At 47.0% G+C, this 12,881-nt stretch carries 11 protein-coding genes; 9 read left to right on the top strand and 2 right to left on the bottom strand.

What is annotated here, in order from left to right; translation table 11 throughout:
- Positions 1 to 81 precede the first annotated feature (81 nt).
- The 6 genes from JFC05_RS01690 to JFC05_RS01665 all read left to right on the top strand — a co-directional run bounded on the left by JFC05_RS01690 (position 82) and on the right by JFC05_RS01665 (position 8,066).
- Positions 82 to 579, top strand: a complete 498-nt coding sequence (locus JFC05_RS01690; RefSeq protein WP_105245103.1) for a peroxiredoxin — start codon at positions 82 to 84, stop codon at positions 577 to 579.
- 79 nt (positions 580 to 658) lie between these two features.
- Positions 659 to 2,155 (top strand): dihydrolipoyl dehydrogenase, encoded by a 1,497-nt coding sequence (locus JFC05_RS01685; RefSeq protein ID WP_198335511.1) that lies wholly within the window; start codon positions 659 to 661, stop codon positions 2,153 to 2,155.
- Positions 2,156 to 2,313: 158 nt separating this feature from the next.
- Positions 2,314 to 3,510 carry a mechanosensitive ion channel family protein gene (locus JFC05_RS01680; protein WP_227697364.1) on the top strand — a complete coding sequence of 399 codons (1,197 nt, stop codon included), beginning with the start codon at positions 2,314 to 2,316 and terminating at the stop codon, positions 3,508 to 3,510.
- Between the two features lie 127 nt (positions 3,511 to 3,637).
- Complete coding sequence (gene rlmKL, locus JFC05_RS01675; RefSeq protein WP_198335509.1) at positions 3,638 to 5,935, top strand: bifunctional 23S rRNA (guanine(2069)-N(7))-methyltransferase RlmK/23S rRNA (guanine(2445)-N(2))-methyltransferase RlmL; 2,298 nt, start codon at positions 3,638 to 3,640, stop codon at positions 5,933 to 5,935.
- Between the two features lie 258 nt (positions 5,936 to 6,193).
- Complete coding sequence (locus tag JFC05_RS01670) at positions 6,194 to 6,769, top strand: TerD family protein (protein WP_105245099.1); 576 nt, start codon at positions 6,194 to 6,196, stop codon at positions 6,767 to 6,769.
- A 235-nt stretch (positions 6,770 to 7,004) separates the two neighbouring features.
- Positions 7,005 to 8,066 carry a DUF475 domain-containing protein gene (locus JFC05_RS01665; protein WP_105245098.1) on the top strand — a complete coding sequence of 354 codons (1,062 nt, stop codon included), beginning with the start codon at positions 7,005 to 7,007 and terminating at the stop codon, positions 8,064 to 8,066.
- 192 nt (positions 8,067 to 8,258) lie between these two features.
- Here JFC05_RS01665 and JFC05_RS01660 read toward each other — a convergent pair whose 3' ends face one another.
- Positions 8,259 to 8,918, bottom strand: coding sequence for a 7-cyano-7-deazaguanine/7-aminomethyl-7-deazaguanine transporter (locus tag JFC05_RS01660; RefSeq protein ID WP_198335508.1), 660 nt, complete (start codon positions 8,916 to 8,918; stop codon positions 8,259 to 8,261).
- A gap of 313 nt (positions 8,919 to 9,231) precedes the next feature.
- Here JFC05_RS01660 and JFC05_RS01655 point away from each other — a divergent pair, with 313 nt between their 5' ends.
- The 3 genes from JFC05_RS01655 (at position 9,232) to JFC05_RS01645 (ending at position 11,466) form a co-directional block, all read left to right on the top strand.
- On the top strand, positions 9,232 to 9,807 hold the full coding sequence (locus JFC05_RS01655) for a TerD family protein (protein WP_198335507.1): 576 nt from the start codon (positions 9,232 to 9,234) through the stop codon (positions 9,805 to 9,807).
- A gap of 251 nt (positions 9,808 to 10,058) precedes the next feature.
- Positions 10,059 to 10,811 carry a TIGR00266 family protein gene (locus JFC05_RS01650; RefSeq protein ID WP_075101068.1) on the top strand — a complete coding sequence of 251 codons (753 nt, stop codon included), beginning with the start codon at positions 10,059 to 10,061 and terminating at the stop codon, positions 10,809 to 10,811.
- A gap of 46 nt (positions 10,812 to 10,857) precedes the next feature.
- Positions 10,858 to 11,466, top strand: coding sequence for a TerD family protein (locus JFC05_RS01645; protein WP_075101067.1), 609 nt, complete (start codon positions 10,858 to 10,860; stop codon positions 11,464 to 11,466).
- A 117-nt stretch (positions 11,467 to 11,583) separates the two neighbouring features.
- On the opposite strand, the gene JFC05_RS01640 is transcribed toward JFC05_RS01645, so the two are convergent.
- Positions 11,584 to 12,831: a TerD family protein gene (locus JFC05_RS01640; protein WP_198335506.1), complete on the bottom strand. Its 1,248-nt coding sequence runs from the start codon at positions 12,829 to 12,831 to the stop codon at positions 11,584 to 11,586.
- Between the last annotated feature and the right edge of the window lie 50 nt (positions 12,832 to 12,881).

The raw sequence follows: 12,881 nt of genomic DNA, 5'->3' as shown, positions 1-12,881 counted from the left end.
GTAAAATTTATACCAGTAGCGCGTTTAAATCCATAACAGTTTTACATTCAGCTAACTATATAACACCATAAGGACATTAGCATGGCAAAGCCCACCACAGAGAGCATCAAGTTACCTGATTTTCCTGTTACCATCGTCAGAGCGCTAGACGGTCACTTCATCCATGATGACATCAGCCTAAAAGAGATGGTCGCCCATACCGACAAAGGCCTAATTTTATACTTTTATCCAAAAGACAACACGCCTGGCTGCACCACACAAGCGACCGAATTTACCGCGCGCCTCCACGAGTTTGATGACTTAGGCTATGATATCGTTGGCGTCTCACGCGATAGCATCGACTCTCATCAAAAATTCATCACCAAGCATGACTTACACATCCCGCTTATTAGCGATACTGACGAAAAGCTTTGCCAGTATTTTGATGTAATCAAAGAAAAAAATATGTACGGCAAAATCACCTTGGGGCTGGTACGCTCTGCCTTTGTGTTTGACAAAAATGGCACCCTTACCCATGCACAGCGTAACCTGCGTGCCAAAGGCTATACCGATCGTCTGCTAGCAACATTAACGCCTTAACCAGCTGACAAGATAATAATCACTGACATCATCTGTGATATCTAGGTTAAATAATCATTTCTTAACACTTGAGAATTCTATGAATCAACCGTCTAGTGCTGATAGTGCCGAGCAAAAAATCACTCGTACCGTATCGGTGGCTGTGATTGGCGCGGGCACAGCTGGTCAAAATGCCTTTCGGCAAGCCAGCAAAACCCGTGATGACATCGTCATTATCAATGAAGGGTTTTGGACCACCACCTGTATCCAAGGCGGCTGTATGCCAAGTAAGCTATTGATTGCTGCTGCAGACCGTGCCCATGAGGCCAATCACTCTGCAGACTTTGGAGTGCATGCCACCGCTCAAATCGATGGCAAACGGGTCATGGAACGCGTCCGTGAGGAGCGTAGCCACTTTGCCAGCTATATCAAAAAACAAGTCGAGAGCTGGCCTGAGGACAAAAAAATCGATGGTCGCGCTTATATCAACCAGCAAGGCCTGATCGAAGTCAATAACGAGCTAATCGACGCCAAAAGAATCATCGTCGCCACTGGCAGCTCGACGTTTATCCCAGACGGCTGGGCAGATAAGCTGGGTGCGACCCTGCTTACCTCTGATACCGTCTTTGAGCTCAATGACTTACCCAAATCATTGGCCGTCGTCGGCGCAGGTGCCATCGGTCTTGAGCTTGCGCAAGCCTTTACTCGGTTGGGCGTCGAGGTCACACTATTTAATCGTGTCAAGCGCGTGGCCGGTCTCAAAGACGACGACATCAACAATAAAGCCATTGATTGCTTGAGTCATGAGCTGACCATGCACCTAGGTAGCGATATCAAAGACGTCGGTACACGACATACCGATACGCAAGACCATCCAGAACAAACCGCATTTATCAATTATGAAGACAGTGCCGGCGAAGCGCGCCAGTGGCAAGGCGAATACGTACTGGTCGCCACCGGTCGACGCAATACCATCAAGCAGCTGGGCATTGAAAACTTGGGCGTCGAGCTTGATGATAAAAACCGACCAAAAAACCTCAGTATAAAAACCGGCCAAATTGGCGACTTAAACGTCTATATCGTGGGTGATGCCAATGCACACATACCTTTGTTACACGTTGCTAGTGATGAAGGCTACAGCGCAGGCAACATGATCTGCGGCAATGAAAAAGACGCCTATATACGTCCGCCTGCCCTGCCTTTTTCTATCGTGTTTTGCTCACCGCAGATCGTCAACGTCGGCATGTCGCTTCCTGAGATTCAACAAGACCCAGAGTTAGAGTACGTCGTCGGCCGTGTCAGTTTTGACAATCAAGGTCGTAGTCGAGTGATGGGAGTCAACTGTGGCTTGCTCCATATCTACGGCTGCAAAAAAACCGACAGAATACTGGGCGCCAGCATGATTGGCCCTGATGCTGAGTATATCGGTCATATCTTGGCGACAGCCATTACCAATGACTTAAATATCAAAAACATGCTCGACACGCCATTTTATCACCCTACGATATTAGAAGGACTACGGACAGCATTACGCGATGTACAGCACAAGATGAAAATCCCTTATCAGTACCACGATACGCAAGAAGACAATTTTTAAGGATTTGGACTGTTTTACAGAAAGGACACGCTCTCATAAAAACCCTGATAAAAAAGATAGCATTGCAGGCGATCAGGGCGTATCTTGTGTTTGCTTGCCTCCCTAATTTCAGGTAATTTAATACCTTTACATGTACTCATCACTGCATGGACCAAAAAATGCCAATCGCTAGTATTACCGATTTTTTTCAAGAGATCATTCGTGATCTGCATACTAGCCTTTATTTGGCGCTTGGCGGCTCTGCTGATGAAGAGTCAATCGACTGGTCCTCACAGGTGGTCTATTTGGCCAGTACTGCCATCAAAATCCTAATCTTACTTGCGGTACTTGGGTTTTTTTATTGGTTGGCGATTTATATTCTCAAGCAAAGCAAAACAAAGCTACACTTGAATGAGCGGCGCACCAAGATTGTCCGCTCGGTACTGCGCTATATCTGGATTGTGGCAAGTTTGATTGCCATTATGAGTCAGATATACTTTGAGCCTGAAACCATCAAAGCCACTGCCAAGGCCAGCACATGGGCAGGTATTTATTATGTGCTTTGGACCTCATCTGGGCAGATCATTCACAAAGTCTTGCAGCATTATGGCCTGAATGCCTCGATAGAGCAGCTGCTAAAAAACATCTTGTCTGTGCTGCTACTGGTGCTGGGTCTGGCCAGTGTCATGGCGCAGTTTGGCTTTGATATCGTCTCGCTGGTCGCCGGTCTCGGTATCGTCGGTCTGGCGGTAGGCTTTGCCGCTCAGTCCACCCTTGCCAACTTTATCGCTGGCATCACCATCTTGCTTGAGCAATCGTTTCAAGTAGGTGACTGGATTCATATCAATGAAAATGAAGGCCGAGTGGTACTCATCGCCCTGCGTACCACGCATATCTTGACGCGGGACAACATCACCGTCATTATTCCAAACTCCAATGTTGCCTCCTCTGAGGTGACCAATTTAACCTCCAAAAACTTCATACGGTTTGATATTCGTGTGCGTATCGCCTTTGAAGACGATATCGATACCGCTCGCAAAGAGATCCTACAAGTCCTCAGTGACACCGATGTGGTGCTCAGCCGTCCTGAGACTTCGGCGACAGTCGATGAAATTGGTGAGTACGGAGTTTTCTTTATCGTGCGTTTTTGGGTAAAACCTGCTGCCGTCGCCCGTATGCCAAAAATTAAAGAAGGTCTCAAAGAAGACATCAAACGCGCGTTCGATGCTGCCAACATCTCTACCCCTTATCCACATATGCGTTTGCTGATGCCAAAGGACGTCGATTATCCTATCGCCACTAAGCCCTTTGCCACCACCACGCAGGTAGTATCACAGTCATCAGAGCCGCTACCCCTGACAAAAAATGAGCAGTAAAGACGCGACTATCTTGCTCAATACCCACCACTTTAAACCATCCTACCTGGAAATATGATAAAATCATGGGTTAAACATCGCCATTGCTGATGTGCCTCATTTACCCTTTTAGACCACAGGTATCCGTATGACCGAAACCACTTCGCCAGCATCTTCCACAGCATCTTCGCCAGCGTTGTCGCTTGAGCTTATCGTTACCTGTGCCGATGGGCTCGAAGCACCGCTACAGACTGAGCTGACCAGCTTTGGTATTCAAAGCGATATCAAAAGCACCGGTCGTCTGGCCGTCATTGGCGGCTTGCGTGATCTGTATACCATCTGTCTTTGGTCACGCGTGGCCTCACGGGTACTGCTGCCAATCAAACGCAAAAACATTAATACCGAATATGATGTGGCCGAGCAGCTCTATGGTTTGGCAAAGTCTGTCAACTGGACTGAGCAGTTTGACTTAGAGCAAACCTTTGCCATCCGTCTGTCTGTCGATAAGCGCGTGGCGGTCAGTCAGCAGTTTGCGATGCTGCGTATCAAAGACGCCATCGCCGATACCTTCAATGAAGTATATGACAGCCGCCCCAACGTCGACAGCAAAAACCCAGATTTTTCTGTGTTTGCTACTGTCAATGACAAGCAAGCCGAGCTGTATCTAGACCTCTCGGGTACCAGCTTGCATCGCCGCGGCTATCGTGTGGCCATGACCGACGCGCCTTTAAAAGAAAACCTAGCCGCAGCGCTACTCTATAGCGCAGGTTGGCATAAGAAAAACGACGCAGGCAACGCGCCTTTTTATAACGCTCTTATCGATCCTATGTGCGGATCAGGTACGTTTATTATCGAAGCGCTCTTGATGCATTGTGATTATGCTGTCGGTATCGATAAAGCAGCCAATCAATTCGGATTTTATGCATGGCAACATCATGATGATGCGCTCTGGCAGCAGATGATTGAGAATGCCCAAAACCGTTTTCGCGAGGCGCTCGCCATTGCTCAAGAGCAGCCAGACACCTTGCCGCTGATTTTGGGTTTTGATGCTGATAGCGGTGCGATACTCGCCACAGAAAAAAACCTGATCGCCGCAGGGTTGCAAGAACTGTTGCCGCTGCTTGATATCGAGACGCGCGCTCTCAATCAACTAGGCGGTGTGCTAAAGCCGCTGGTCGATGACGGCCGCTTGAGCAATCCGCTTGTCATTACCAACCCACCTTATGGCGAGCGCTTAGGCGATGAAGACATTATCAAGCCTTTATACCAGTCAATCGGGCTTATTTTGCAAGACAGCTTTGCAGGTAGTGGCATTAATCCAATGCTTGGCATCTTGGCCGCTCGTGTCGAACAGGTCGATATCTTACCAATCAAAGAACCAAAAACTCTGCGCTGTCACAACGGTGCCATTACGGTTTATTTTCGTTATGGTACCCTTATCGCTGGGCAAATAGGCCATCTGGTCAGTCGTTTTGAGAAGCGTGACATCACGGTAGAGGGCGGGCAAGACTTTATCAACCGTCTACAAAAAAACCTCGCCAAGCTTAAAAAACTCGCCAAAAAAGACAATGTCAGCAATATTCGTGTCTATGACGCTGATTTGCCCGACTTTAAAGTTGCCATTGACCTGTATGGTGATTATGCGCACGTGCAAGAATACGCACCGCCCAAAACCATCCCGCCTGAGACCGCAAAAAAACGCTTCAACCTCGCCCTGATGGGTATCCGTGAGGTGTTTGATATCAACCGCGAGCAGGTCTTTATCAAAACCCGCGCCCGTCAATCAGGTAATGAGCAATACAGCAAACAAGGCAGTAGCGAAAAGCGCGGTAAGTTTTATATCGCACGCGAAGATGGCGCTTACTTTTATGTCAACTTTACCGACTATCTCGATACCGGCCTATTTATCGACCATCGCAACATGCGCGCCCGTATCAAAGCCAACAGTCGCGGCAAGTCAGTACTTAACTTATTTGCTTATACCTGTACGGCCAGTGTACACGCAGCACTCGCTGGCGCCAAAAAAGTCACTAGCGTGGATCTGTCACAAAACTATCTCGACTGGGGCAAGCAAAACTTTGCCTTAAATGGTCTGGATGTCAGTGGGAGCAAGTATCAGTTCGTCGCTGCCGATATTTTTGAGTGGATCAAGAACAATACTGAGCAGTTTGATATTATCTTTATCGATCCGCCGACGTTTTCCAACTCAAAAAAATTCCAAGGCACCTTTGATGTGCAGCGCGACCATGCTGCCCTTATCAACCGCGCCATGAACCGCTTAACCTCTGATGGCGTGTTGTATTTTTCTAATAACTTCACCCGTTTTGAGTTGGACGAGCAGCTAAGCGAGCGCTACGATATTGTCAATATCACGCCAAAGACCATCGGCTTTGATTTTAATATCAAAAAACCCATCCACCAAAGCTTTGAGATTCGTCATCGTTAAGGCATAAAAAAGGCCTATACCCGCCTTGTTTGCCCAGCTTTCGTAGTGTTTTGTAGCAAATATCACAATGGCCCAATCGGCTTTGATTGGGCCATTTTTTGTTGTTATGATAGAGCACTACTACGCGGCGAAAAAGCGCAGGCTGTCCAAATACCAATCCCATCATAGGTTTTGCTCGGCTTAATCTACTCAAATGTACCATAATATGGCCCGTGCTTTTATCCTGCGCCTCCCTACTCTAATAATAAGGACAATCCCATGGCTTTATCACTGAACAAAGGCGGTAACTTATCGCTTACCAAAACCGACCCAAACCTAACCAAACTGCTCATCGGTCTTGGCTGGGACGAGCGCGCTACCTCTGGTGCTGAGTTTGATCTGGACGCCAGTGTGTTTTTATTAAATACCGCGGGCAAAGTACGCGGCGATCATGATTTTATTTTCTACAATCAGCTCAGATCTGACAATGGCGCAGTGGAGCATACTGGCGACAACCGTACAGGCGAAGGCGATGGCGATGATGAAGTCATCAAAGTAAACCTCACCCAAGTCCCAGCCGATATCGACAAAGTCGTGGTGACGGTCACCATTCATGATGCGGCAGCGCGCAATCAAAACTTTGGTCAAGTGGCCAACGCCTTTATCCGTGTGGTTAATGAAGAAACAGGTACAGAAGTCGTTCGCTTTGACTTAGCAGAAGACTACTCGGTCGAGACCGCCATGGTATTTGGCGAGGTATATCGCCATAATGGCGAATGGAAATTCCGCGCTGTCGGTCAGGGCTACTCAGGCGGCTTGCAGGCGATGTGTCATCAATATGGCGTCGATATCTAATTTTGAGTATAACCCTCTATCCTAGCGATCAGACAGTCATAGCGCACTGTCAGACACGATGATACGCACAAATTTTGGTTGCAAAACAGTCACAATTTTTCATCGGCAAACGACTAGCAATACTTTAGGTTTCGTTTAAAATTATCCATAAAAAGTGGTTAGCGATAACCACTTTTTTGCAGTTTGTGCCTATAATAGGCCGACCTTAGCTTTACGCAACCAAACAGGATGTGTCATGAGACATTTTTATTTAGACTTTATCTTTACCATTATTGCCCTTGCAATCGCAGCATGGTGGGGATATTCACACGGCGGTATGGGCGGTATGATAACCACCCTATCTATTACTGCTATTTTGGCCGTCATGGAGATTTCATTATCATTTGATAATGCGGTGGTCAACGCTTCAGTCCTCAAAGGCTGGGACGAATTTTGGAAAAAAATCTTTTTAACGGTTGGTATTTTAATCGCCGTATTTGGTATGCGTTTGGTATTCCCAATCGTCATCGTTGCCGTCACTGCTGACCTTGGTATGATGGAAGTGATCAATCTAGCGTTGTATAACCCAGAAGAATACTCTGCCAGACTCATGGCACACCATGCAGAGATTTCTGCCTTTGGTGGTATTTTCTTATTGCTGGTGTTCTTAAACTTTATCTTTGATGATAAAGAAGTGCATTGGTTTGAATGGTTAGAGAGCCGTTTGGTAAAGCTGGGCAAAGTCGATGCCATGAGCGTGTTTGTGGCGCTGATCGTTTTGATGGTTGCGGTATCATGGGCCAGCGCTGAGCAATCAGCGGCGGTATTAATCGCAGGCGTCTGGGGTATTCTTGTCTATCTTGGTGTCCAAGTGGTATCAGGTATGCTCGAGGGCGATTTGGAAGAAGAGCTAGAGCACGAAGGCGGCACCTCAGGATCTGAGGCCACCAGCGCCATCATGAAAGGCGGTATCATCGGTTTCTTATACCTAGAAGTCCTTGATGCGTCGTTTAGTTTTGATGGTGTGATTGGTGCCTTTGCCATTACCAATGACGTGATTGTCATCATGCTAGGTCTTGCCATCGGTGCGATGTTTGTCCGTTCGATGACTATTTTCTTAGTCGATAAAGGCACGCTCGATGAGTTTGTCTATCTAGAGCACGGCGCGCATTATGCCATCGGTGCTTTGGCCATCATCATGCTATTGTCGGTGAAATTCCACGTGCCAGAGCTGATCACTGGTCTTATCGGTATCGCCTTTATTGGTTGGGCGTTTGTTGCATCACTCAACTACCGTAAACGCCAAGCACTTGAATAACGCAGCTGTGTTTAGTGTCAGCATTCGATTTCATTAAGTGATCGAATGACAGGTTATATCGAGCAATTGGTATAACCTGTTTTTTTATGTGTGCTTGCAGACTTCGCTCATTATCTAGCGTGATATCGTTAATCTATTTTAAAATCAGTACCGTCCTACTGGCATTAAGGTGCTCACTATCTTTGCTGGTGTTTACTTCCCTGCTAGCATCTTCTGAAGTTTTGCCAACACCACGCCATAGAGCGGTAAAAAAACACACACGCCCATCACTATCTTAAACAAATAGTCCATCGTACCAATCTCAATCCAGTGCGACGCCATAAAAGGATCTGGGCTTTTATAAAAAGCGATGGCAAAAAAGCAAAAGCTATCGACCAAATTGCCAATAAACGTCGATGCGAGCGGTGCAACCCACCAAATACTCAAACGGCGCAGTTTATTGAATACTTGGATATCCAGCAGCTGTCCGACCACATAAGCACTAAAACTGGCCAACACAATGCGAAAGACAAATAAATTAAAATCCAGCAGATGCTCATGACCAATAAACTGACCATTTGAAAACACCACAGAAAAATAATAAGAAATCATCAGCGCAGGCATCATCGCAAAAAAGATAATACGTCTGGCTAAATGCTGACCAAAGATACGCACGGTCAAGTCAGTAATCAAGAATATAAAGGGAAAAGTAACAGCGCCCCATGTGGTGATAAAGCCAAACAGCTCGACAGGTATCTGCACTAAGTAGTTACTACTGGCGATGATAAAGATATGCAGGCTGACCAGCCAAAATAGCGCGCGGCGATAGCGAATGGGTTCGATCGGGGTTGTCAAAACAGTACTAATACTCATAAATCGGCCTTTTTTTACAGCAGGGTAGAGGGAACCTGAGCGCGCTATTATAAATGATAATCAGATAAATAGCGAAACGACGATGGATATGGTCATAATCTTACTTCTTTGTAGACAGAAAGATATATGTTGTATAGTCACACAAAATACGCCTTGCTTACTCAGCAATCGCTTAGTATAGTTAGACGTAACGATAGGCAGGATATGGCGTACAGGTCGACTTATTGATCTTTTGTGCTCAGATAGTCATGACTGCCCTATTTTTAACTTATAACACCAAAAACTCTTAATTATTAATTCATAGGATATTTATATGGCTATTAGCTTAACAAAAGGCGGCAACGTAAACTTATCAAAAGAAGCGCCAGGCTTGACCAACATCACAGTCGGTCTTGGCTGGGATCCGCGGGCGACCGACGGTCAAGATTTTGACTTAGACGCCATCGCTTTTTTGTTGAATGAAGTGGGTAAAGTCCGTAACGACCAAGACTTTATCTTCTTTAACAACCTAAAATCAGACAACGGCGCGGTCGAGCACACCGGTGACAACCGTACTGGCGAAGGCGACGGCGATGATGAAAAAATCAAAATTAACCTAGCCAATGTCCCAGCGGATGTCAGCAAAGTCGCCATCTGTGCCATCATCTATGAAGGCCAAGCTCGTAACCAAAACTTCGGCCAAGTGGGCGACGCTTATATCCGCGTAGTCAATGATAATGGACAAGCCGAAATCGCTCGCTACGACCTATCAGAAGACGGTAGCACCGAGACGGCTATGATCTTCGGTGAGCTATATCGTCACAACGGCGATTGGAAATTCCGCGCGGTTGGACAAGGCTTTAATGGCGGTCTTGGCCCATTAGCGGCTTCTTATGGCGTAAATGTATAACGCCATCGTTTAACCTTATCTGGGTTTAAACTTATCAAGATCTAGACTTATCATGGTTTAAATCTATCAAAGGTTAAACCCTCCATCGTCGCAGTCACCATCTATATAGGACTGCGGCAGCAAATAAGCCATCAAGTGTGCTCATTTTTCACATTTGATGGCTTTATGTTTATTACGCAGCATAAAGCTTTATAAATCAGCCCCTGTGACATCGCCTCTATCAAAAAGATTAAAAGAAGGATTTGCCCCCTATGGCCGCGACATTTAGCTTAATCGGTACCATTGAGCCTTTTTTGCACTGCAATCTAAAAAAGGGTGACTCTATTTATTGTGAAGCCAACGCCATGGTCATGATGGAGTCCAATCTTGAGTTAAAAGGCAAGCTACAAGGCGGGCTGATGCAGTCGTTGATGCGCCGCTTTGCCAATGACGAATCCCTATTTCAGCAGCAGATAGAAGCGACGGGCGGCGAAGGAGACTGCCTGCTTGCACCAACGCTAGATGGCGACATGCAAATCATCGAGGTCGGCAAGCAGCAATACACACTCAGTGATGGAGCTTTTGTCGCCGCGCAAACAGGCGTCGATATCAGAGCCAATATTCAGCGCAACCTTGGCGGCGCAGTATTTGGCGATACCGGCGGCTTTATGGTGATGCAGACCCAAGGCCAAGGTCAAGTGGTGGTATCAGGTTTTGGCTCGCTGTTTGAGATTGAGGTGACACCAGACAAAGACGTCATCATTGATAATGGTCACGTGGTCTGCTGGGACTCAAATTTAGACTATAAACTGTCGGTGTCGACCAGTAAGAAAAAAGGCATCATGAGCAATATCATCAACTCCGTCACCAGCGGCGAAGGTATGGTGCTAAACTTCTCAGGTAGCGGCAAAGTCATCATCTGCTCACGCAACCGTGACAGCTACCAAGGCTGGCTACAAAGCATCCTAGGCACCAGCTCAGGCGGTCGCGGCGGCGGCGGTGGCTTTTTAGACAATATCTTATAGCGCGGCGCTGTTCGTTTTTACTCACAATTATTATAAGGACAATCTCATGGCAGTTAATCTACAAAAAGGGCAAAAAATCTCTTTAAGCAAAGAAGCTGGCGGCGAGCTGACACAAGTCAAACTGGGCCTAGGCTGGGATGTGGCTCAAGGGCCTCAAGCACAAAAAGGCGGGTTTTTGGGTAAATTGTTTGGCGGTGGTAGCGGCGGCGACTCTATCGATCTTGATGCCTCTTGCATCATGTTCGATAGCAGCAAACAAGCCGTCGATGCGATTTGGTTTAGCCAGCTAAAATCAAAAGACGGCAGCATCGTCCATACAGGCGACAATCGTACTGGCGATGGTGACGGCGACGATGAAGTCATCAACGTCGATCTCGCGCGCGTCCCAAGCAATGTGACGTCACTGGTATTTACGGTCAATAGCTTTACCGGTCAGACGTTTGAGACCGTCGAAAATGCGTTTTGCCGTATCGTCAACGCCAGCAACAACGCTGAGGTGGCGCGCTATAATTTATCCGCACAAGGCGGCCATACTGCGATGATTATGGCCAAGGTCTATCGTCATAACGGCGAGTGGAAGATGCACGCCATCGGAGAGACTGCCTCTGGTCGTACCTTTCATGACTTGATGCCTGCGATTACCCCGCATGCTTAATAGGTGCTACTTGTATTTACTATAACTGTTTTTGTTTACAAAAAATCAGCCCGTCTATTTATCATAGACGGGCTGATTGATATTTGAATACTGATACTTGAAGATTGGGATTAGGTGTTACTTACGTCCACGCTTCCAGCTAAAGCCCCAATGAAAGGCCTTATCCATTTCTTGGTGACCTTTAAAGTATTGGTTGATACGCTCGACATTGATGCTGCCTTGCTGATTGACCAGCCGCGCGATGGCACACATAGGCAGGTTGTCGGTGCCTTCTGTCAGACGAGTCTCAATCGGTGGCTGCTCTGGCACGTGAATGGTCACCACCCCATCAGTTTGGGCCCAGTTTGGCACACCCTCATAAATAAAGGCAAAAATAAACACCTCCTCAATCTGCGACCACTGTTGACCATTGATATCGAGCCATTCACCGTCACTCACCTGCCCGGTTCTATCATCAGCCCGCAAGCACACATAAGGCGCCGACTGCAAGCTACCAAAGCGATTGCCCAGTGCTTGAATCAGGGTTTTTTCGCCATTTTTTAGATGAATCATCGCACCGACATCCAAATCGATGCCGCCAGATTTGTGCTGCTTAAATAAATCGCCTAATAGCCCTTTTTTGGGCGTTTTTTGATCGGCATTTGGCCGCTGGTTCCAGTTGAGATTGACCGCGATTTTGCCAAAATTGTCGCGTTTTTTTAGATTGATGCTGGACTGATTTTTGGTTAAGGTGATTTTGTTTAAATTTACCGTAGGACTGGCGGGTATCGGCGGCGGGGTGGCCTGAGCAGGTCGATTGGGTTTCTGTGTATTGATCGTCTGTGCTTGAGGTGCTGCTTGGCTTGGGGCTGGCGCTTCATCAGCAATCTCGACCCCGAAATGCTCAGATAATGGCTTGAGACCACCATTAAACCCCTGCGCGATAAAACGAAACTTCCAACTGCCCTGCCGGCGGTAGCATTCGGCCAAGATAATGGCTTTTTCGGAGCGGCCAGTACCATTTAGCTGGCAGGTCAACAATACTTGGCTGCCCTGCAATACCTGAATATCCACATCACCGATTTGCGCCAGCGTTTGCTCGCTAGAGAATGCCAAAGCAATCTTGTCGATATTGGCAGGCTGCGCGGGCAAATTGATATCAAAAAACCCATCGCTGTCATGGCCGCGAAAGCTGACATTGCCGTCGTCGCTGCGGGTCTGACCATAAAATATCATGTCGCCATCACCGCGTACCTTACCATCGCTAGTTAAGCGATAAGCGGCGCAATCTACCGCGTTTTGGCTTATGATACGAATACTGATATGGTCATTGGGTAATGGCGCGTTGGCACCCGCCACCAATTGTTGCGGTTGGTTTTGGCTCATATTCTGTCCTTCTTATAAGTAATAATGCTTATTTTTTATTGCTTAATGGA

The sequence above is a fragment of the Psychrobacter celer genome (assembly GCF_016107555.1).
Lineage (GTDB): Bacteria > Pseudomonadota > Gammaproteobacteria > Pseudomonadales > Moraxellaceae > Psychrobacter > Psychrobacter celer.
Note: the sequence above shows the minus strand (reverse complement) of the source record. Positions and strands in the feature narration are given on the sequence as shown.

Excerpts from the sequence above, each read along its gene's own strand:
- JFC05_RS01650 (WP_075101068.1), top strand. The coding sequence starts at position 10,059 with ATGGCCGCGACATTTAGCTTAATCGGTACCATTGAGCCTTTTTTGCAC.
- JFC05_RS01690 (WP_105245103.1), top strand. The coding sequence starts at position 82 with ATGGCAAAGCCCACCACAGAGAGCATCAAGTTACCTGATTTTCCTGTT.
- JFC05_RS01645 (WP_075101067.1), top strand. The coding sequence starts at position 10,858 with ATGGCAGTTAATCTACAAAAAGGGCAAAAAATCTCTTTAAGCAAAGAA.
- JFC05_RS01660 (WP_198335508.1), bottom strand. The coding sequence starts at position 8,918 with ATGAGTATTAGTACTGTTTTGACAACCCCGATCGAACCCATTCGCTAT.
- JFC05_RS01680 (WP_227697364.1), top strand. The coding sequence starts at position 2,314 with ATGCCAATCGCTAGTATTACCGATTTTTTTCAAGAGATCATTCGTGAT.
- JFC05_RS01665 (WP_105245098.1), top strand. The coding sequence starts at position 7,005 with ATGAGACATTTTTATTTAGACTTTATCTTTACCATTATTGCCCTTGCA.
- rlmKL (WP_198335509.1), top strand. The coding sequence starts at position 3,638 with ATGACCGAAACCACTTCGCCAGCATCTTCCACAGCATCTTCGCCAGCG.
- JFC05_RS01685 (WP_198335511.1), top strand. The coding sequence starts at position 659 with ATGAATCAACCGTCTAGTGCTGATAGTGCCGAGCAAAAAATCACTCGT.
- JFC05_RS01655 (WP_198335507.1), top strand. The coding sequence starts at position 9,232 with ATGGCTATTAGCTTAACAAAAGGCGGCAACGTAAACTTATCAAAAGAA.
- JFC05_RS01670 (WP_105245099.1), top strand. The coding sequence starts at position 6,194 with ATGGCTTTATCACTGAACAAAGGCGGTAACTTATCGCTTACCAAAACC.
- JFC05_RS01640 (WP_198335506.1), bottom strand. The coding sequence starts at position 12,831 with ATGAGCCAAAACCAACCGCAACAATTGGTGGCGGGTGCCAACGCGCCA.